Source organism: Streptomyces sp. G-G2 (assembly GCF_030063135.1).
Taxonomy (GTDB): domain Bacteria; phylum Actinomycetota; class Actinomycetes; order Streptomycetales; family Streptomycetaceae; genus Streptomyces.
In genome coordinates this window covers 1-20,374 of sequence record NZ_JASISO010000014.1, presented here as the reverse complement: position 1 = coordinate 20,374, position 20,374 = coordinate 1, and the positions used below count along the sequence as shown (strand labels likewise).

Here is a 20,374-nt window from a genome sequence, read left to right as displayed (position 1 = left end):
ACGTTGACGATGTACAGTCATGGGGGAACACAGTGAGTACGTTCAGCACGCGCAATACCGCCCTGGCCGCCACCGGAGTCGCGGTGGCCGCCGTACTGGCCCTGAGCGGCTGCAAGGGCGGCAACGAAGAGGCCGCCCCGGCGAAGCCGTCCTCGCCCACCGCCCAGCCGTCCGAGTCCGCGACGCAGCCCGGCGACAGCGCCTCGCCCTACGCCTCCGACTCCGCGAGCACCCCCGCCACCGGCGGCGGCGCGGGCACGGCGAAGGCCGGCCAGCAGTTCAAGATGGGCGAGCAGGCGCAGTTCCCGTTCACCTACGGCACCACCACCAAGGGCACCATCTCCCTCGCCGTCACGGCCATCGAGAAGGGCGAGCCCGCCGACCTCGCCCCCTTCAAGCTCGGTGACAAGGTGAAGGGGATGGTTCCGTACTACGTCCGCTACCAGGTCAAGAACGTCGGCACCTCGGACCTGTCCTTCGCCTCGGTCGGCCACGTCAAGGGCCACCTCGGGGACGGCAGCGAGGCCCAGGAGCTCACGGTCATCGGTACGTTCGAGAAGTGCCCCAGCGATTCCCTGCCCAAGGGGTTCACCAACGGCAAGGTCCAGACGGGATGCGTGATCGCGCTGGCCCCGTCGGCCGACACCAAGGTCACCTCCGCCGAGTACTGGGGCGACCCCTTCACTCTGGGCAAGGGCCTCACCTGGAAGTAGCACCGGACCCGCGCGCGGCGGCGGCGCGCCCTGCGGCCCGCCGCCGGTGGCCCGCCGCCGCGCGCGGCGCGCCTTCGGGCCGGGGGCCACAATGTCCCCATGCCCGAAGGTGACAGCATCTGGCGCGCGGCCACCCGCCTGCACGCCGCCCTGGCGGGCCGGGAGCTGGTCCGCAGCGATCTGCGCGTCCCGCGCCTGGCCACCGCCGACCTGACCGGCCGCGCCACCCTCGCGGTCGTCCCGCGCGGCAAGCACCTCCTGCACCGCATCGAGGGCGGCCTCACCCTGCACAGCCACCTCCGGATGGACGGCTCCTGGCGGGTCTTCGCCCCCGGGGAGCGGTGGCGGGGCGGTCCCGACTACGAGATCCGGGCCGTCCTCGCCACCGCCGACCTCACCGCCGTCGGATACCGCCTGCCGGTGCTGGAGCTGCTGCGCACCGCGGAGGAGGAGCACGTGGTGGGCCACCTCGGCCCCGACCTGCTGGGCCCCGACTGGGATCCGGCGCGGGCGGCCCGCAATCTGCTCGCCGACCCGGCCCGCCCGCTCGGCGAGGCCCTGCTCGACCAGCGCAACCTCGCCGGGATCGGCAACATCTTCAAGGCCGAGCTGTGCTTCCTGGCCCAGGTGACCCCCTGGACCCCCGTAGGCGACCTGCCCGACCCCGAGCGGACGTTCCCGCGTCTGGCCGCCGCCGCCCACCGACTGCTGGACGCCAACAAGGACCGGCACCGCAACACCACCGGCAGCCCCCGGCGCGGCCAGGACCTCTTCGTGTACGGGCGCGTCCGCCGCCCCTGCCTGCGGTGCGGCACCCCGATCCGCGAGGCCCCGCAGGACGGCCGCCCCACCTACTGGTGCCCGCGCTGCCAATCGGGCCCCACCCGATAGTTGACGCTCCGTCAGATCCGGTCGTACGGTCCCGGCATGCCCCTACCCAGCGCCACTCCCGCGCCCACGGCCTCCCCCGCGCCCGTTCCCACCCCCGCGACCCTGGCGGCGTACGACCTCACCGGGCGCACCGCCCTGGTCACCGGCGCCGCCAGCGGCATAGGCCGCGCCAGCGCCCTGCTCCTCGCCGAGGCGGGCGCGGCCGTGCGCTGCGCGGACCGCGACGAGCGCGGGCTGGCCGAGACGGCCGCCCTGATCGCCAAGGCGGGCGGCGCCGCCACCGTCCATCCCCTCGACGTCACCGACCGCGCCGCCCTCAGGGCCGTGGTCGAGGCCTCGGGTCCGCCGGACATCACCGCGGCGGTCGCCGGGATCATGCACACCAGCAGCGTGCTGGAGACCCTGGACGAGGACCTCGACCGGGTCATGAACGTCAACTTCAAGGGGATCCTGTACACCTGCCAGGAGGCGGCCCGCGCCCTGATCGCGTCCGGCCGCCCCGGCTCGCTGATCACCATGGCCTCGGGCGCCATGGACGCGGCCCAGCCGGGCCTGCTCTGCTATAGCGCGGCCAAGGCCGCCGTGGTCCAGCTCACCAAGACCCTCGCCACCGAGGTGGGCCCGTACGGCATCAGGGTCAACGCGGTCGCCCCGGGCTGGATCCGGACCCCGATGACCGGCAGGCACAGCCCCGAGGCCCAGGAGCAGACGGAGGCGGCGATGGTCCGGATGTCCCCGCTGCGCCGGGTGGGCGAGCCCGAGGACATCGCCCAGGCGGTGCTCTTCCTCGCCTCGGCGGCCTCCTCGTTCATGACCGGTCAGATCCTGCGGCCGAACGGCGGAGTCGCGATGCCCTGGTAGCGGAGGCGCCCACGTGGCGGGCGCAGTGCACCGGCAGCAGGCCCAGCCCCCAGCCGCCCACGGCCACCGCCCCCTCGACCGGCCCGGCGGCGGCGGGCGCCAGCGCGAGCCGGAGCACCGCCCACCACCACAGCGCGCCCAGTACCAGGGCCAGGGGTATCCGCAGTGTCCGTAACCGCCGCACGGCAGCCTCTCAGGGCCGGGATGGATTCGCCCCATCCTCGCGCACCCCCCGCGAGCCCGCACCCAGAAGCCGCCCGCCCGGAAGCGGTGGGCACGCCGCGCCCCGGGCCCGACGGACCCCCGACAGCCGGGAGCCCCGGTCGGCGATTCACAGGCCTACCGGGGCTCCGGCCACGCTCACGTTCAGAAAATCAAGCGGCGACGACGTCCACCGCTTCCACGGGCGACTTGATGGTCACCCGCTCCGGCGGCCCACCCGTGACCGAGGCCACGGAGACCGAATTGAGCATCGGGCGGACCGGTGCCGGGACCGGTTCGCTTGCCGAGGCCGACCGCGCGAGCTCGGCGAGCGACAGTTCGTCGCTCACTTCGCGCATCAGCTCGGACATCCGTACGTCCAACGCGTCGCAGATCGCGGAGAGCAGCTCGGAGGATGCCTCCTTCTGCCCCCGCTCCACCTCGGAGAGATAACCGAGCGAAACTCGGGCGGACGAGGAGACTTCGCGCAGAGTACGGCCCTGGCGCTGGCGCTGCCGACGCAGCACGTCACCCAGCAGGCGACGGAGCAGAATCATCGGTGGCTCCCTCCTCTGACCGTGTAGCCGTAACCTTCACGCCCCACCGTACCGCCTTGCGCGGCGGCCGTGCGGGGAGCGATGTCGTGTTCACTCAGGGCTGCAAACATCAAATCCCCCCGTTCCGTTCCCTGTCCTGCCTTCGCCGATTCTCGCCGAGTTCGCTCGAGAGAAGTTCGAGCACTGTCCGTACACTCTCTCTACGGATTTCCGCCCGGGAGCCGTTCAACCTCAGCCGGGCTGATTTCCTGCCCGCAGGACCCGCGACGGCGATGAAAACCGTCCCCACCGGCTGCCCGTCCTGGGGCTCCGGACCGGCCACGCCGGTGGTCGCGATGCCCCACGTGGCGTCCAGCTCGCGGCGTACTCCCGCCGCCATACCCTCCGCGACCTGCGCGTTCACCGCGCCGTGCGCCGCGAGCAGCTCGGCGTCCACACCGAGCACCCGGTGCTTGAGGTCCGTCGCGTAGGCCGTGACCGAGCCGCGGAAGGACCGCGAGGCGCCGGGAACGGATGTCAGCTCGGCGGCGACGAGTCCGCCGGTGAGGGACTCCGCGACGGCGACCGTCTGGTCACTCTCCGCGAGCAGCTCCAGGACATGGGCGGCGACCCCCGCCGCCTCACGGCTCTCCGGGGACCCCCCGGACGCCCTCGCCCCGTCCGTCACAGCGCGGCCCGCTCCGCCGCGATCCCCTGCCTGCGCAGTACGACGGCCTGGCGAATGTAATCCAAACCGGTGACGACTGTAAGAAGTACGGCCACCGCCATGACCCAGAACCGGAAGGTCGCCAGCGGTCCGGTCAGCGCGAGCACGTACATGCCCACCGCCGTGCCCTGGGCGAGGGTCTTGAGCTTCCCGCCCCGACTGGCCGGGATCACCCCGTACCGGATGACCCAGAACCGCAGCAGCGTGATCCCCAGCTCGCGGCCCAGGATCACGCCGGTCACCCACCACGGCAGGTCGCCGAGCCAGGACAGACACACCAGAGCCGACCCCATGATCGCCTTGTCGGCGATGGGGTCGGCGATCTTGCCGAAGTCCGTGACCAGGTCGTAGGTCCGGGCGAGGTGTCCGTCGAAGATGTCCGTGATCATGGCGACGGCGAAGGCCCCCCACGCCAGCGCCCGCCAGACGGGGTCGTAGCCCCCGTCGGCGAGCAGCAGCAGGACGAAGCCCGGCACGAGCACGAGGCGGATCATCGTCAGGATGTTGGCGATGTTCCACAGGCTGGCCTGGTTGACGGCCGCGGCCCCCAGCTTCGCGCCGGGCGCGGGCCGACTGCCGGTCCCGCCCGCCGCGGGCGCCGGGACTCCGGTCATCCGGCCGCCTCCTCAAGATCTCCGAACTCGGTGCCCAGGGGCTCCGCCACCAGGTCCACACCGAGGGTGCCGACCACCTTTGCCGTGACGATACGCCCGGGGACCAGGCCCGCGCCGTCCGTGAAGACGACCTGGCCGTCGGTCTCGGGCGCCTGGTGCGCGGCGCGCCCGTAGGCACCCGCGGCGTCCTCGGCCTCGTCGTCGATCCCGACGACGGTCTCGACGAGTACCTCCAGGGTCTCCCCGATCCGCTCCTCGGCGCGCTGGGAGGTCAGCTCCTCGGCGAGGCGCTGCATGTGCGCGAGGCGCTCGGCGATGGTGTCGGCGTCCAGCTTGTTCTCGTAGGTGACGGCCTCGGTGCCGTCCTCGTCGGAGTAGCCGAAGACACCGATGGCGTCGAGGCGGGCGTGGGTGAGGAAACGCTCCAGCTCGGCGAAGTCCGATTCCTTCTCGCCGGGGAAGCCGACGATGAAGTTGGACCGCACGCCGGCCGTGGGGGCCTTGGAACGGATGGTGTCGAGCAGTTCCAGGAACCGGTCGGTGTCACCGAAGCGGCGCATGGCGCGCAGCACGTCCGGGGCGGAGTGCTGGAAGGACAGGTCGAAGTACGGGACGACCTTGGGGGTCGAGGTGAGTACGTCGATCAGGCCGGGCCGCATCTCGGCGGGCTGGAGGTAGCTGACGCGGACGCGCTCGATGCCGTCCACCTCGGCCAGCTCGGGCAGCAGGGTCTCCAGCAGGCGGATGTCGCCGAGATCCTTGCCGTACGAGGTGTTGTTCTCGGAGACCAGCATGATCTCCTTGACGCCCTGCTCCGCGAGCCAGCGCGTCTCGCCCAGCACGTCGCTGGGGCGGCGCGAGATGAAGGAGCCGCGGAAGGAGGGGATGGCACAGAAGGAGCAGCGGCGGTCGCAGCCGGAGGCGAGCTTGACGGAGGCGACGGGGCTGTTGCCGAGGCGGCGGCGCAGGGGCGCGCGCGGCCCGGAGGCGGGCGCGAGCCCGTCCGGCAGGTCCGCGGGGGCCTCCTCGGCCACCGGCTCCTGGGCGTGGCCCGGCAGTGCGACCTCCGCGTCCTGGCGGGCGGCCGGGCTGATCGGCAGCAGCTTGCGCCGGTCACGCGGGGTGTGGGAGGCGTGGACGCCACCGTTGAGGATGGTCTGGAGGCGGTCGGAGATGTCGGCGTAGTCGTCGAAACCGAGGACTCCGTCGGCTTCGGGGAGCGCTTCGGCGAGTTCCTTGCCGTAGCGCTCGGCCATACAGCCGACGGCTACGACGGCCTGGGTCCGCCCGTGATCCTTGAGATCATTGGCTTCCAGCAGGGCGTCTACGGAGTCCTTCTTGGCGGCTTCGACGAAGCCACAGGTGTTGACGACGGCTACGTCCGCGTCCGCGGCGTCCTCGACGAGCTCCCAGCCATCCGCCGCCAAGCGGCCTGCGAGCTCCTCCGAGTCCACCTCGTTACGGGCGCAGCCAAGAGTGACAAGGGCGACGGTACGGCGTTCGGGCATGGACTCAAGACTACTTCGTCCCGGCACCGGCCCCCGCCCCCGTCCGGGGCCGGGTCCCGCCGGCGGGTGCCCCGGGGCGCGGCGCCGCACCCCGGGGTCTGTGGAAACCGCAGGTGAAAACGGGTGGAACGGCCGGTCAGCCCGCCTGGGCGGTGCCCTGACGCGGATCGTCCTTGGTGTAGGTGAGGCGTTCCACCTGCCCCGACTGGAACCCGCCCTTGATCTCCTTGCCGTTCACGAAGAGCTGGACGGCCCCGGCGTCGCCGAGTACGAGATCGATGGACTGCTTGTCGGTGAAGGTCTTGGAGTCACCGGGCAGGAGGGTTCCGTCGAAGAGCAGGCGACCACTGTGGTCCTTCGCGGAGATCCAGCTCTCGCCGGTACTGGCCGTCAGGACGACCGTGACCATGTCCTTGGGAGCGGCCGCGAGGGCGCTGTCCGAGGGCTCCGGCTTGGGTGCCTGGGGGAGCTTCTGGGGCGGGACCGCCGGTTTCACGCCGGGCTGCTTGGGTGCGGCCTGCGGGGAGGCGGAACCTTCCGCCACCGGCCGCTTGGTGTCGTCGCCGCCGCCCTTGAGGGCGGTGAAGCCCACGAAGCCGATCACGGCGACGATCGCCGCGACCATGGCCGCGGTCCAGTTGGGCCGCTGCCGCTCGGGGCGGATGCGTTCCGCTTCGAACATGGGGGCGGCGGGGGTGGGGGCCGGACGGCCGCCGTGAGCCGCGTCGTAGCTCTCGACCAGGGGTTCCGGATCAAGGTGCACGGCGCGGGCGAGCGTACGGATGTGGCCGCGGGCGTAGACGTCGCCGCCGCAGCGCGTGAAGTCGTCCTGCTCGATCGCGTGCACGATCGGGATGCGCACGCGGGTGGTGGAACTGACCTCGTCGACGGTGAGCCCGGCGGCGATCCGGGCCTGCTGGAGGGCCGTCCCGATGGACGGACCGGCCGCGGGCCGCTCGACGATCACGTCGTCGGTGTCGGTCGAAGGCCGGTCATCTTCGGGGGATTTGGAGTTGCCGATGGACACGAGGGCGCCTTTCGAGCGTGTAGCCACCTGCTGGATGTCCAGTCTAGGGGGGTGACGAAAGGGTGGAGCAACCGGAGGGAAGCCTCCGTACGCCATCCGTATGGCGCCGGGACTCCCACGGCGGATCCGTACCGGATCTCTACGGGATCCGAGAGGGCGGCGCGCACGGCGCCGTCCCCTTCCCTCAACTTGACGAGCCGCCAGGGGAAACGGTTGCCCTCGGATTCTTTACGACCGGGTCACGATCCGGTCTCCCCCCGGATCACCGCGAGCACCCCGTCCAGCTCGTCCGCCTTGACCATCACGTCGCGTGCCTTGGAGCCCTCGCTCGGCCCCACGATGCCCCGCGACTCCATCAGGTCCATCAGCCGTCCGGCCTTGGCGAAGCCGACCCGCAGCTTGCGCTGGAGCATCGAGGTGGAGCCGAACTGGGTGGTGACCACCAGCTCCGCCGCCTGGCACAGCAGGTCGAGGTCGTCGCCGATCTCCTCGTCGATCTCCTTCTTCTGCTTCTGCCCGACGGTGACGTCCTCCCGGAAGACGGGAGCCATCTGGTCCTTGCAGTGCTGGACGATCCCTTGGATCTCCTCTTCGGTGACGAAGGCGCCCTGGAGCCGGGTGGGCTTGTTCGCCCCCATCGGCAGGAACAGCCCGTCGCCCTTGCCGATGAGCTTCTCGGCGCCGGGCTGGTCGAGGATGACCCGGCTGTCGGCGAGCGAGGAGGTGGCGAAGGCCAGCCGCGAGGGCACGTTCGCCTTGATCAGTCCGGTGACCACGTCCACCGAGGGGCGCTGGGTGGCGAGCACCAGGTGGATGCCCGCCGCGCGGGCCAGCTGGGTGATGCGGACGATCGAGTCCTCGACGTCGCGCGGCGCGACCATCATCAGGTCGGCCAGCTCGTCGACGATCACCAGCAGGTACGGGTAGGGGCTCAGCTCCCGCTCGCTGCCCGGCGGCAGTTTGATCTTGCCGTCGCGGATGGCCTTGTTGAAGTCGTCGATGTGCCGGTACCCGAAGGCCGCCAGGTCGTCGTAGCGCAGGTCCATCTCGCGCACGACCCACTGGAGGGCCTCGGCGGCCCGCTTGGGGTTGGTGATGATCGGCGTGATCAGGTGCGGGATGCCCTCGTACGCCGTGAGCTCGACGCGCTTGGGGTCGACCAGCACCATCCGGACGTCCTCCGGGGTGGCCCGCACCATCACCGAGGTGATCAGGCAGTTGATGCAGGAGGACTTTCCGGAGCCGGTGGCTCCGGCGACCAGCACGTGCGGCATCTTCGCGAGGTTGGCCATGACGTAGCCGCCCTCGACGTCCTTGCCGAGCGCGACGAGCATCGGGTGGTCGTCCTCGGCGGCGTCCGCGAGGCGCAGTACGTCGCCCAGGTTCACCATCTCGCGGTCGGTGTTCGGGATCTCGATGCCGACCGCCGACTTGCCGGGGATCGGGCTGATGATCCGGACGTCCGGCGAGGCCACGGCGTAGGCGATGTTCTTGGCCAGGGCGGTGATCCGCTCGACCTTCACCGCGGGGCCCAGCTCCACCTCGTAGCGGGTGACCGTCGGGCCCCGGGTGAAGCCGGTGACCTTCGCGTCGACCTTGAACTCCATGAAGACGTTGCTCAGCGAGGCGACGACCGCGTCGTTGGCGGCGCTGCGGGTCTTGCCCGGGCCGCCGCGCTCCAGCAGGTCGAGGGAGGGCAGCGAGTAGGTGATGTCCCCGCGCAGCTGGAGCTGCTCGGCGCGCGGCGGCAGCTGCTGGGTCTGCGGCGGGGTCTTGGTGAGGTCGGGAACGCCGACGGGCGCGGCCGACGCCGCGGCCGGGACGGCGGCGGGCGGAGCCGCGGTCGGCGGGGTCGCGGGGACGGGCGGGATCACCGGGGCGCCCGTCCGCCCGCGCTCGCCGCGTTCCTCACGGGCGGGCGGCAGCGGCACCGGTGTGGTGATCTCCGCTCCCTCGCGCCCCGGGGTGAGCCCGTGCGTGAGGTCGGCGACCAGGGGGGAGGGTGGCATTCCGCCGTACACCGCCCCGTCCAGGGCGGCCGCCGCCGCGGCGGCCACGTCCACCGCGTCCATCTCCCGGTCCATGGCGGGGCGCCCCGGCGCGCGCCGGGGCCTGCGCCGCCGGGCGGCCAGCGCCTCCTCCTCGGCGGAGCCCTCCGGGTCGGCCGGGTCCGCAGGTCCCGCGGGGCCCTGCCCGGAGGCCCTCCACCGCTCGGGATCGTGCCGCTCGCCCTCCTGGCGCGCGTAGGCCTCGTCGTAGGCGTTCGGCGCGATCACGCCGAGCCGGATGCCCAGCCTGCGGAGCCGGTGCGGGATCGCGTTGACGGGGGTGGCGGTGACCACGAGCAGTCCGAAGACGGTGAGCAGCACCAGCATGGGCACGGCCAGCGGCGCGCCCATGGTGAAGATGAGGGGTTTGGAGGCGCCCCACCCGATCAGTCCGCCCGCGTTCTGCATGGCGGTGGTGCCCTCGTCCCGGCCGGGCGCGCCGCAGGCGATGTGGACCAGGCCGAGGACCCCGATCACCAGGGCGGTCAGCCCGACGCCGATCCGGCCGTTGGCGTCGCTCTGCTCGGGGTGGCGGATGAAGCGGACCGCCATGACGCCGAGCAGGACCGGGACGAGCAGATCGAGGCGTCCGAAGGCACCGGTGATCAGCATCGTGACCAGATCCCCGACGGGACCGCTCAGATTCGACCAGGTTCCGGCGGCGACGATCAGCGCGAGGGCTAGCAGGAGCAGCCCCACCCCGTCCTTGCGGTGGGCCGGGTCGAGGTTCTTCGCCCCGCGGCCCATGCCGCGGAAGACGGCGCCGATGGCGTGCGCGAGGCCGAGCCACATCGCGCGCACCAGCCGCACCACGCCCCCGGTGGGGGACGGTGCGGGCTTGGGCGCGGTTTTCCTGACCGGGCCGCGCTTGGCGGCCGCGGCCCTCTTCGCGGGCGGCTTTCCCGAGGGCGCGGCACCCTTCTTCGCCGGCGCCGTCGTACGGCCGGTGCGGGCTTTCGCGGCACCCGCGGCGCTCTGGGAACCCTTGCCGGACGTACGTGAGGCCATGGCCCCGAGGTTACCGGTGCGCACGCCGGTGGACACGCGTGCCCACCCCTTCACCCGTTCGTGTCGGAGTCCCCGTGCGTCATCTGACGTACGGCCAGACCTGACGCGGACTCACCGAGCGGGCCGGGGCGGGCCGGACGGCCGGGCCGACGGGCTCGTCCGCTCAACCCGTCCGCTCAACCCGTCCGCCCGGCCCGCCCGCTCAGCCCGTTCCCTCAGAGCTGCGCGGGCAGGATCGACGGCCCGCCGCCCGTGCCGGGCTCCAGCGCGTCCAGCGCCCGCCGCAGTCCGGTCAGCTTCCGTTCCAGGTGCGCGGCGGTGGCGACCACGGCCGGATCGGCCGCTTCCTCACCGAGCTGCTTGGTGAGCGCTTCCGCCTGCTCCTCGACGGCCGCGAGCCGGGCGGACAGCTCGGCCAGCAGCCCCGCCGTCTCCTTGCCCTCGACGTCGCCCGAGCCGCCGCCCTCCAGCTGGAGGCGCAGCAGCGACGCCTGCTCCCGCAGCTGGCAGTTCTTCGTGTACAGCTCGACGAAGACCGAGACCTTGGCCCGCAGCACCCACGGGTCGAAGGGCTTGGAGATGTAGTCCACCGCCCCGGCGGCATAGCCCCGGAACGTGTGGTGCGGACCGTGGTTGATCGCGGTGAGGAAGATGATCGGGATGTCCCGGGTCCGCTCCCGCCGCTTGATGTGCGCGGCCGTCTCGAACCCGTCCATCCCGGGCATCTGCACATCCAGCAGGATGACCGCGAAATCGTCTGTCAGCAGCGCCTTGAGCGCTTCCTCCCCCGACGACGCCCTGACCAGTGTCTGATCGAGCGCGGAGAGGATGGCCTCCAGCGCCAGCAGATTCTCCGGCCGGTCGTCGACCAGGAGGATCTTGGCCTTCTGCACCATGCCCTGTCCTCCTCGCCCCGGCATGGGGCCTCCCCGGATCCTGGCGCCAGCGCTCAGCCCGGGTCCCGCCCCAGCGGGCGGCTTCCGTGCGCCGTCCGTCCTTGTGCCGGTCATCGTAGCCCCAGTCCCGAGATCGCCACACCCTGTCACCAGGATGTCACTGTGCACGAAGCAGAAACGGTGTGGGGGAGCAGAAGGTTCCCCGTATACCGCTCTCCCACACCGGTGCGGACACACTGCGTCAGCAATTGATATCTCTTCGCTCTCCAGTCGATCACTTGCCGCGCATCCACTGCTCCATCACCGACAGCAGGAAGTCGGGATCGACGGGCTTGGTGACATAGTCGGAAGCTCCGGAGTCGATCGCCTTCTCCCGGTCCCCCTTCATCGCCTTCGCCGTCAGCGCGATGATCGGCAGCCCCGCGAACTGCGGCATCCGCCGGATCGCCGAGGTCGTGGCGTACCCGTCCATTTCCGGCATCATGATGTCCATCAGGACGAGCGTGACGTCGTCGTGCTGTTCCAGCACCTCGATGCCCTCGCGCCCGTTCTCGGCGTAGAGCACCACCAGTCCGTGCTGCTCCAGCACACTGGTCAGCGCGAAGACGTTGCGCACGTCGTCATCGACGATCAGCACCTTCTCGCCATGGAAGTCGTACGTCCTGGGCACAACCGGAAGTTCATCCTCCGAACTGCCCCACACGTCCTCGATCCGCTGCTCCCCGCTCTGCGCGCCCGGCGCCCCGGGCCGCGTGCCCGGCTCGCCCATCGCCTTGCGGCGCCGCCGGAACAGCGCCGCACCACTGTGCCCCTGGCCCCCGGCGGACCCGGCCGACGCCGCACCCCCCTGCCCGGCGGGCAGCGCCGCCACGGGCTGTACGGGCACCGCGGGCCCGGCGGGAGCTACCGGAGCCGCGGGCAGCTCGGGCATCACGGGCAGCGCGGAGGCCACTTCGGCGGCCCTGCGGTACAGGTCCCCGCGGCCCCCGGGCGCGGGCTGCGCGTACCCCTGCGGCGGCAGTTCGCTCGGGTGCAGCGGGAGGTACAGGGTGAAGGTGGACCCGCGCCCCGGCTCACTGGCCGCGTGGATCTCACCGCCCAGCAGCCGCGCGATCTCCCGGCTGATGGACAGCCCGAGCCCGGTGCCGCCGTACTTTCGGCTCGTCGTACCGTCCGCCTGCTTGAACGCCTCGAAGATCACCAGCATCTTGCTGGCCGCGATCCCGATCCCGGTGTCGGTCACGGAGAAGGCGATCAGGTCCGCGTCCGCCTCCCGCAGCGACCCGGCCTCCAGCAACTGCTCCCGGATCGCCTGCGGTACGTCCGCCCCGGCGGGCCGGATCACCAGCTCCACCGCTCCCCCGTCGGTGAACTTCACCGCGTTGGACAGCAGGTTGCGCAGCACCTGCAACAGCCGCTGCTCGTCGGTGTGCAGGGTGGCCGGGAGTTCCGGCGAGACCCGCACCGAGAAGTCCAGCCCCTTCTCCGCGGTCAGCGGCCGGAAGGTGGCCTCCACGTAGTCGACCAGCTGCACCAGCGCGATCCGCGTCGGCGAGACGTCCATCTTGCCCGCCTCGACCTTCGACAGGTCCAGGATGTCGTTGATCAGCTGGAGCAGGTCGGAACCCGCCCCGTGGATGGTCTCGGCGAACTCCACCTGCTTGGGCGAGAGGTTCTCGTCCGCGTTGTCGGCGAGCAACTTGGCCAGGATCAGCAGCGAGTTGAGCGGGGTGCGCAGCTCGTGCGACATGTTCGCCAGGAACTCGGACTTGTAGCGCATCGAGACCGCGAGCTGCTCGGCGCGCTCCTCCAGGACCTGCCGGGCCTCCTCGATCTCGGTGTTCTTCACCTCGATGTCCCGGTTCTGCTGGGCCAGCAGTTCGGCCTTCTCCTCCAGTTCGGCGTTGGCGGCCTGGAGGGCCTTCTGCCGGTTCTCCAGCTCGTCGGAGCGCTCGCGCAGCTGCTCGGTCATCTCCTGCGACTGCTTGAGCAGCATCTCCGTCTTGGAGTTGACGCTGATCGTGTTGACGCTCGTACCGATCATCTCGGCGATCTGGCTGAGGAAGTCCTTCTGGATCTGTGTGAAGGGCTGGAAGGAGGCCAGCTCGATCACGCCGAGCAGGGTCCCCTCGAAGAGCACCGGCAGCACGATCACGTGTGCGGGCGGCGCCTCGCCGAGCCCCGAGGAGATCTTGAGGTAGCCGGGCGGGGTGTTCTCGACGAGGATGGTCCGCTTCTCCTCGGCGACCGTACCGATCAGCCCCTCCCCCGGCCGGAAGGAGGTCGGCATCTGAGCGCCCGCGTACGCGTAACTGCCGCGCATCCGCAGCTCGTACGCGCCGCCATGGCCCCCGTCGGTACCGATCTCGGTGGCGCCGCCGGACGGCAGCGCCAGGAAGAACGCCCCGTGCTGCGCCGAGACCACCGGGGTCAGCTCGCTCATGATCAGCGAGGCCACGTCGTCCAGCTCCCGGCGGCCCTGCATGAGCGCCGAGATCCGGGCCAGGTTGCCCTTGAGCCAGTCCTGCTCCTTGTTGGCCAGGGTGGTGTCGCGCAGGTTGGCGATCATCGTGTTGATGTTGTCCTGGAGGACCTGGATCTCGCCCGCCGCGTCCACGTCGATCTTGAGGTTGAGATCGCCGCGGGTCACCGCGGTGGCCACGGCCGCGATGGCGCGCACCTGCCGGGTGAGGTTCCCCGCCATCTCGTTCACGGACTCGGTCAGGTCGCGCCAGGTGCCGTCGACGTCCCGGACCCGGGCCTGACCGCCGAGGATGCCCTCGGTGCCCACCTCGCGCGCGACCCGGGTGACCTGGTCGGCGAAGGAGGACAGCTGGTCGACCATCGTGTTGATGGTGGTCTTCAGCTCCAGGATCTCGCCCCGGGCATCAATGTCGATCTTCTTGGTCATGTCGCCCTTGGCGATGGCCGTCGTGACCATGGCGATCTGGCGGACCTGACCGGTGAGGTTGGAGGCCATGAAGTTCACCGAGTCGGTGAGGTCCTTCCAGGTCCCGGACACCCCGGGCACGTGCGCCTGACCGCCCAGACGGCCCTCCGTACCCACCTCGCGGGCCACGCGCGTGACCTCGTCGGCGAAGGACGACAGGGTCTTGACCATCGTGTTCACGGTGTCGGCGAGCTGCGCGACCTCGCCGCGCGCCTCGACGGTGACCTTCTTCGTCAGGTCGCCGTTGGCGACCGCCGCCGAGACCTGCGAGATGTTGCGCACCTGCGACGTCAGGTTGTTGGCCATCAGGTTGACGTTGTCCGTCAGGTCCTTCCAGATGCCGGTCACCCCGCGCACCCGGGCCTGACCGCCGAGGATGCCCTCGGAGCCCACCTCGCGCGCCACCCGGGTCACCTGCTCCGCGAAGGAGGACAGCTGGTCGACCATCGTGTTGACGGTCGTGACCAGCTCCAGGATCTCGCCCTTGGCGTCGACCGTGATCTTCTTCGACAGGTCGCCCATCGCGACCGCCGTGGTCACCTCGGCGATGTTGCGGACCTGCGAGGTCAGGTTGTTCGCCATGAAGTTGACCGACTGGGTGAGGTCCTTCCAGGTGCCGGAGACCCCCTTCACCTCCGCCTGGCCGCCCAGGATGCCCTCGGTGCCCACCTCGCGGGCCACCCGGGTGACCTGCTCCGCGAAGTTCGAGAGCTGGTCGACCATGGTGTTGAGGGTGTTCTTCAGCTCCAGGATCTCGCCGCGCGCGTCCACGTCGATCTTCTGCGACAGGTCACCGCGCGCCACCGCCGTCGCGACCTGCGCGATGTTGCGGACCTGCGAGGTGAGGTTCCCGGCCATGCCGTTCACCGAGTCGGTCAGATCGCGCCACACCCCGGCCACGCCGGGCACCTGGGCCTGACCGCCGAGGCGGCCCTCCGTCCCCACGTCCCGGGCCACCCGGGTCACCTGCTCGGCGAAGGCCGAAAGCTGGTCCACCATCGTGTTGATGGTGTTCTTCAGCTCCAGGATCTCGCCCCGCGCGTCCACGTCGATCTTCTGCGACAGGTCACCGCGCGCCACCGCCGTCGTCACCTGGGCGATCTGGCGCACCTGCGAGGTCAGGTTCCCGGCCATGAAGTTGACCGAGTCGGTCAGCTCCTTCCAGGTACCGGACACCCCCTCGACCCGGGCCTGACCGCCCAGCCTGCCCTCCGTACCCACGTCCCGCGCCATCCGCGTGACCTGGTCGGCGAAGGACGACAGCTGGTCCACCATCGTGTTCACGGTGTTCTTCAGCTGGAGCATCTCGCCGGAGACGTCGACCGTGACCTTCTGCGACAGGTCGCCGTTGGCCACCGCCGTCGTCACCTGCGCGATGTTGCGGACCTGACCGGTGAGGTTGCGGAAGGCGGTGTTCACCGAGTCGGTGAGGTCCTTCCACGTACCGGCGGCCCCCGGCACCTGCGCCTGACCGCCCAGCTCGCCCTCGACACCGACCTCGCGGGCCACCCGCGTCACCTCGGAGCCGAAGGACTGGAGCTGGTCGACCATCGTGTTGACGGTGTTCTTCAGCTCCAGCATCTCGCCGGCCACATTGACGGTGACCTTCTGCGAGAGGTCGCCGTTGGCCACCGCGGTCGTCACCTGCGCGATGTCCCGGACCTGCGTGGTGAGATTCCGGAAGACCGTGTTCACCGAATCGGTGAGGTCCTTCCAGGTACCCGCGGCGCCCGGCACCTGCGCCTGGCCGCCGAGCAGACCCTTCGCACCGACCTCGCTCGCCACCCGGGTGACCTCGTCCGCGAAGGTCCGCAGGGTCTCGGTCATCTGGTTGATCGTTTCGGCGAGCTGGGCCACCTCGCCCCGCGCGCTCACCGTCACCTTCTGCGACAGGTCACCGCTGGCCACGGCCGTCGTCACCTGGGCGATCCCGCGCACCTGGGCGGTCAGGTTGCCCGCCATGGTGTTGACGGAGTCCGTCAGGTCCTTCCACACGCCCGCGACCCCGGGCACCTTCGCCTGGCCGCCCAGCTCGCCCTCCGTACCCACCTCGCGGGCGACCCGGGTCACCTCGGAGGAGAAGGAGGACAGCTGGTCCACCATGGTGTTCACGGTGTTCTTCAGCTGGAGCATCTCGCCGGCCACGTGCACGGTGACCTTGCGCGACAGATCGCCCTTGGCCACCGCCGTCGTGACGAGAGCAATGTCACGTACCTGCGCGGTGAGCCGGTACGCCATGGTGTTGACGGAATCGGTCAGGTCCTTCCAAGAACCGGACATTCCGCGCACCTGGGCCTGGCCGCCGAGCTTGCCCTCGGTACCGACCTCCAGCGCCACCCGGGTCACCTCGTCGGTGAACGCCGACAGCTGGTCGACCAGGTTGTTGACCGTCCGGCCGATCTTGAGGAACTCCCCGCGCAGCGGGTGCCCGACCCCTTCGGCGGCCTGCGTCCGCAGGTCCATCCGCTGGTCCAGATCGCCCTCGGCGACCGCGGAGAGCACCCGGCCCACCTCGGACACCGGCCGGGCCAGATCGTCCACCAGCTGGTTCGAGGCGTCGATCGCGGCCGCCCAGGAGCCCTCGCAGGCCCCCGTCTCCAGCCGCTCGCTCAGCTTGCCCTCGCGCCCCACCATCCGCCGGACCCGGGACAGCTCGCCGGTCAGGTGCAGGTTGCGGTCGGCAACCTCGTTGTAGACGGCGGCGATCTCCGCCATCACACCGTCGCCGGACACCGTCAGCCGCTTGCGGAAGTTCCCGTCCCGCATCGACACCAAAGCAGTGAGCAGCCGGTTCAGCGCGGCCGTATCGACTTCCGTCGTGCTGCCCCGCCGGGACCGTCCGCCCTTCGCACGCGCACCTGTCCTGCGCGCTGCTACGCCAGACTCCACCGTGTCCCTCCCGAAAGGGTCGACCGCCCACCAGGCCTCTGACTTCGTGCGACCCGGTTCTCCAAGCCTGCCCAGTGTTTCACCCCGGCCGAACCAGGCCATAACACTTCGGCACCTTCGCACACTGTCCGCACCCTGTGGAGGGAATACCGGACGACCGCACCGCACCGCCCGCGAAGGTAAGTAACCTGGCACCCGATGTCCAACCGCGGCGAAGGAGACTTGTGATCACGGCACGGGCGGCTGCCAACTTCGATCCACTCGGGCGCTCGGTCGCCGCCGCCCGCGCTTTCGTCCGCGACACCCTGCACGGCTGGGGCTTCGCGGACATCGTCGACGACGCCGTGGTCCTCACCAGCGAGCTGGTCACCAACGCGGTGGTGCACGCCGGAACCCGGGCCGAGGTCCTGTGCCTGCGCGCCGAGGACGGCGTACGCGTGGAGGTCGCCGACCGCTATCCGGAACGCGCCCTCCCGCTCCAGTACCCGGGAGACCGGCCGTACGCCGACCCGGACCGCGAGAGCGGCCGCGGCCTGATGCTCTGCGCCGCCCTCGCCACCCGCTGGGGCGTGGAGTACACCTCCACCCACAAACACGTGTGGTTCCGCCTCGACCTCCCGGACCGTCCGGTCGGTACCCGCTCCGCCGGGCCCGTGGTCCCCGACCAGCTGCTGCCCCTCGCCGAGAGCCGCGTACGGGTCGCCGTCGTCCAGATCGACGGCACGGACCGGATCAGCGCCTGGAACGATGACGCCGAGCAGATGTTCGGCCACCCCGGCGAGAAGACCGTGGGGCGTCCCCTCGCCGAACTCGCCGCCTGGCCCCAGACCCCCGGCACCGGCACCGGCATCGCCGAGGCCCTGCGCCTGTCCCGCTGGGAGGGCAGCTACGGCCTCCGCGGCGCCGACGGCCGGGTCATCCCCGTCTACGCCTCCCACCTGCGCGTTCGCGACGCCCACGGCGAGCCCTCCATCGTCTGCCTGCTCGTCCACGACGACGAGCGCGCCCTCCTGCAGACCCCGGTCAGGGTTCCCGTCGACGGGAGCCAGCTGACCGAGCAGCGCGCCGTGGACCCCTTCGAGATCTTCATCGGCTCCCCCGCCCCCGACGACCTCGACGGCCTGCTCCAGCGCACCGTGGAACGCGCCCGCGACCTCCTCGACGCCGACTCCGCCTTCCTCCTGCTGGCCACCGACGACGAGACCGAACTGGAGGTACGGGCCACCACCGGCCTGCCCTCCACCCGCCAGCGCTTCGCCCGCGTCCCCGTCGAGGCGGGCACCAACCGGTACGGCTCCGCCCGGATGCCCGCGGTCCACGACGACCTCGCCGCCGTCCCCGGGGCCGTCCCGCTGCTGGAATCCACCGGCATGCGCTCCGCGGTCACCGTCCCCCTCAAGGTCGAGGGCCGCCTCACCGGCTCCCTCGGCATCGCCGCCGAGGGCCCGGGCCGCTACTCCAACGAGGACGCCGTGCGCCTGCAGTTCGCGGCCGACCGGATCGCCCTCGCCGTCGAGTCCGCCCGCCTCGGCGAGCTGGAACGCCTGCGCCGCGGCTCCCTCTCCTTCCTCGTCGAGGCCTCCGACCTGCTCGCGGGCACCCTCGACCGCGATCAGACCCTCGCGCTGATGGCACAGATGACGGTGCCGACCCTGGCCACCTGGTGTGCCGTCTACACGATCGCCGACCAGTCCTCGGACCCCTTCCTCTCCTTCGTCCTGCACGAGGACGAGGAACGCATCGACGACCTCAAGGTCCTGCTGTCCCGGGTCCTCCCGCCGGAAGCCCTCCGCGAGGCGGGCGCCCGCCCCTGGCCCGAGGCCGCCGAGGCCGTCGGCGGCGAGACCGTCGTCCTGCCCCTGATGGCCCGCAACCGCGTCATCGGCCTGCTCACCCTCGGCAAGCCCAGCGAGGACCACTTCCGCCAGGAGATCCTCGAACTCGCCGAGGACCTCTCGCGCCGGGCCGCCCTCGCCCTCGACAACGCCCGCCTCTACTCCGAGCGCACCGCGATCAGCCGCTCGCTCCAGCGCAGCCTCCTCCCGCCCGGCTCCCCCGCCATCCCCGGCATCGAGGTCGAGGTCATCTACCGCGCGGCGGGCGAGGGCAACGAGGTGGGCGGCGACTTCTACGACGTCTTCCCGATCCGCACCGGTGTGTACGGCTTCGCCATCGGCGACGTCTGCGGTACGGGCCCAGAAGCCGCGGCGGTCACCGGCCTCGCCCGGCACGCGCTGCGCCTGCTCGCCCGTGAGGGCCTCGGCGGCCCGGCGGTCCTGGAGCGCCTCAACGCGGCCATCCTCGACGAGGGCGCCCGCAGCCGCTTCCTCACCCTCCTCTACGGAGAGCTCCACCCGCAGCCCGACGGCAGCGCCCTGATGAAGGTGGTCTGCGCGGGCCACCCGCTCCCGCTGCGCCTGCGCCCCGACGGCGAGGTCGTCCCGGCCGCGGAACCCCAGCCCCTGCTCGGCGTGATCGAGGACCTCGACCTCTACGAGCAGACCCTGACCCTGGACCCGGGCGATGTCCTGCTCTGCGTCACGGACGGCGTGACCGAACGCCGCGAGGGCACCCGGATGCTCGGCGACGACGGCCTCGCCGAGGTCCTGACCACCTGTACGGGCCTGACCGCGGGCGCGGTGGCCGCGCGCGTCCTGCGCGCGGTGGAACGCTTCGCCGCCGAACCCGCCTCGGACGACATGGCCATCCTCGCCTTCCGCGTCCCCCAGCCGCGCCCGGGAGACTGACCGTCCTTCCGGGGCCCCAGGAGCCCCCGGGGCCCCGGAAGCCGCCCGTATCGCGGAGGCCGGCGCGTGCGAACACCGCTTGCCGTCTCCCGAGGTCCGCTCCACCCGCGCCCTCGCGCTCCCGCTCGACACCCTGGCCCCTTGGGGCAGCCCCTGTGCCGGGTGCGCCGCGGGCCGTCCGTCGGCCGCGGCACGGCATTCACGTCCGGCGCTGCCTCGCTGCGCTGGATGCTGATCCACATGATCGAGGAAACGGCCCGGCACGCCGATCAGCTGGACACGAGCCGTGAACTCCTCGACGGCCGCGTCGGCTACTACTGGTCGTTCCTCCGGCGAACCTGCCGGGGAACGCAAGAAAGGCCCCCACCAATTGGTGGGGGCCTTTTTCTTTGGAGCCCTTTAACGGAATCGAACCGTTGACCTTCTCCTTACCATGGAGACGCTCTACCGACTGAGCTAAAAGGGCGGGTTGTTCGGCGGCGTCCTACTCTCCCACAGGGTCCCCCCTGCAGTACCATCGGCGCTGAAAGGCTTAGCTTCCGGGTTCGAAATGTAACCGGGCGTTTCCCTAACGCTATGACCACCGAAACTCTATGAAGTTAACCAAACCGGATATAGGCACAGTTCGTTACTTCAGAACTAACACAGTGGACGCGAGCAACTGAGGACAAGCCCTCGGCCTATTAGTACCAGTCAGCTCCACCCGTTGCCGGGCTTCCACATCTGGCCTATCAACCCAGTCGTCTACTGGGAGCCTT

14 protein-coding genes, 1 tRNA gene and 2 rRNA genes are annotated in these 20,374 nt (G+C 71.0%); 5 read left to right on the top strand and 12 right to left on the bottom strand.

The window, feature by feature from the left end; genetic code table 11:
* Positions 1-32: 32 nt before the first annotated feature.
* The 3 genes from QMF80_RS13745 (at position 33) to QMF80_RS13735 (ending at position 2,465) form a co-directional block, all read left to right on the top strand.
* Positions 33-713, top strand: a complete 681-nt coding sequence (locus QMF80_RS13745) for a hypothetical protein (protein ID WP_283452941.1) — start codon at positions 33-35, stop codon at positions 711-713.
* 99 nt (positions 714-812) lie between these two features.
* Entirely contained in the window at positions 813-1,604 is a 792-nt protein-coding gene (locus QMF80_RS13740; RefSeq protein WP_283452939.1) for an Fpg/Nei family DNA glycosylase, read from the top strand.
* On the top strand, positions 1,605-2,465 hold the full coding sequence (locus QMF80_RS13735) for an SDR family NAD(P)-dependent oxidoreductase (RefSeq protein WP_283452937.1): 861 nt from the start codon (positions 1,605-1,607) through the stop codon (positions 2,463-2,465).
* Here the strand turns inward: QMF80_RS13735 and QMF80_RS13730 are convergent.
* The 9 genes from QMF80_RS13730 to QMF80_RS13690 form a co-directional block, all read right to left on the bottom strand.
* Positions 2,413-2,649, bottom strand: a complete 237-nt coding sequence (locus QMF80_RS13730; protein ID WP_502962839.1) for a hypothetical protein — start codon at positions 2,647-2,649, stop codon at positions 2,413-2,415. The genes QMF80_RS13735 and QMF80_RS13730 overlap by 53 nt on opposite strands.
* A 190-nt stretch (positions 2,650-2,839) precedes the next feature.
* Complete coding sequence (locus tag QMF80_RS13725) at positions 2,840-3,223, bottom strand: helix-turn-helix domain-containing protein (protein WP_283452935.1); 384 nt, start codon at positions 3,221-3,223, stop codon at positions 2,840-2,842.
* 109 nt (positions 3,224-3,332) lie between these two features.
* Positions 3,333-3,890, bottom strand: coding sequence for a CinA family protein (locus QMF80_RS13720; RefSeq protein ID WP_502962838.1), 558 nt, complete (start codon positions 3,888-3,890; stop codon positions 3,333-3,335).
* A complete protein-coding gene (pgsA, locus tag QMF80_RS13715; protein WP_283452933.1) occupies positions 3,887-4,543 on the bottom strand; it encodes a CDP-diacylglycerol--glycerol-3-phosphate 3-phosphatidyltransferase in 657 nt (218 codons plus the stop codon). The genes QMF80_RS13720 and pgsA overlap by 4 nt, the downstream gene beginning before the upstream one ends.
* On the bottom strand, positions 4,540-6,051 hold the full coding sequence (gene rimO, locus QMF80_RS13710; RefSeq protein WP_283452931.1) for a 30S ribosomal protein S12 methylthiotransferase RimO: 1,512 nt from the start codon (positions 6,049-6,051) through the stop codon (positions 4,540-4,542). Before rimO ends, pgsA begins: the two co-directional genes overlap by 4 nt.
* A gap of 136 nt (positions 6,052-6,187) precedes the next feature.
* Complete coding sequence (locus tag QMF80_RS13705) at positions 6,188-7,078, bottom strand: helix-turn-helix domain-containing protein (protein ID WP_283452929.1); 891 nt, start codon at positions 7,076-7,078, stop codon at positions 6,188-6,190.
* Between the two features lie 239 nt (positions 7,079-7,317).
* Positions 7,318-10,134 (bottom strand): FtsK/SpoIIIE family DNA translocase, encoded by a 2,817-nt coding sequence (locus QMF80_RS13700; RefSeq protein WP_283452928.1) that lies wholly within the window; start codon positions 10,132-10,134, stop codon positions 7,318-7,320.
* Between the two features lie 215 nt (positions 10,135-10,349).
* Entirely contained in the window at positions 10,350-11,030 is a 681-nt protein-coding gene (locus QMF80_RS13695; protein ID WP_283452927.1) for a response regulator, read from the bottom strand.
* 274 nt (positions 11,031-11,304) lie between these two features.
* A complete protein-coding gene (locus QMF80_RS13690) occupies positions 11,305-16,869 on the bottom strand; it encodes a HAMP domain-containing protein (protein WP_283452925.1) in 5,565 nt (1,854 codons plus the stop codon).
* A gap of 188 nt (positions 16,870-17,057) precedes the next feature.
* Between QMF80_RS13690 and QMF80_RS13685 the strand changes: the two genes are divergently transcribed.
* Positions 17,058-19,616 (top strand): SpoIIE family protein phosphatase, encoded by a 2,559-nt coding sequence (locus QMF80_RS13685; RefSeq protein ID WP_502962842.1) that lies wholly within the window; start codon positions 17,058-17,060, stop codon positions 19,614-19,616.
* 66 nt (positions 19,617-19,682) lie between these two features.
* Positions 19,683-20,036, top strand: coding sequence for a mycothiol transferase (locus QMF80_RS38300; RefSeq protein WP_502962837.1), 354 nt, complete (start codon positions 19,683-19,685; stop codon positions 20,034-20,036).
* On the opposite strand, the gene QMF80_RS13675 is transcribed toward QMF80_RS38300, so the two are convergent.
* From QMF80_RS13675 to QMF80_RS13665, 3 genes are all read right to left on the bottom strand, one after another.
* Positions 20,007-20,082, bottom strand: a tRNA-Thr gene (locus QMF80_RS13675). The two genes, QMF80_RS38300 and QMF80_RS13675, sit on opposite strands and share 30 nt — an antisense overlap.
* A 5-nt stretch (positions 20,083-20,087) precedes the next feature.
* Positions 20,088-20,204, bottom strand: a 5S ribosomal RNA gene (gene rrf / locus QMF80_RS13670).
* A 75-nt stretch (positions 20,205-20,279) separates the two neighbouring features.
* A 23S ribosomal RNA gene (locus tag QMF80_RS13665) occupies positions 20,280-20,374 on the bottom strand; the annotation flags it as partial.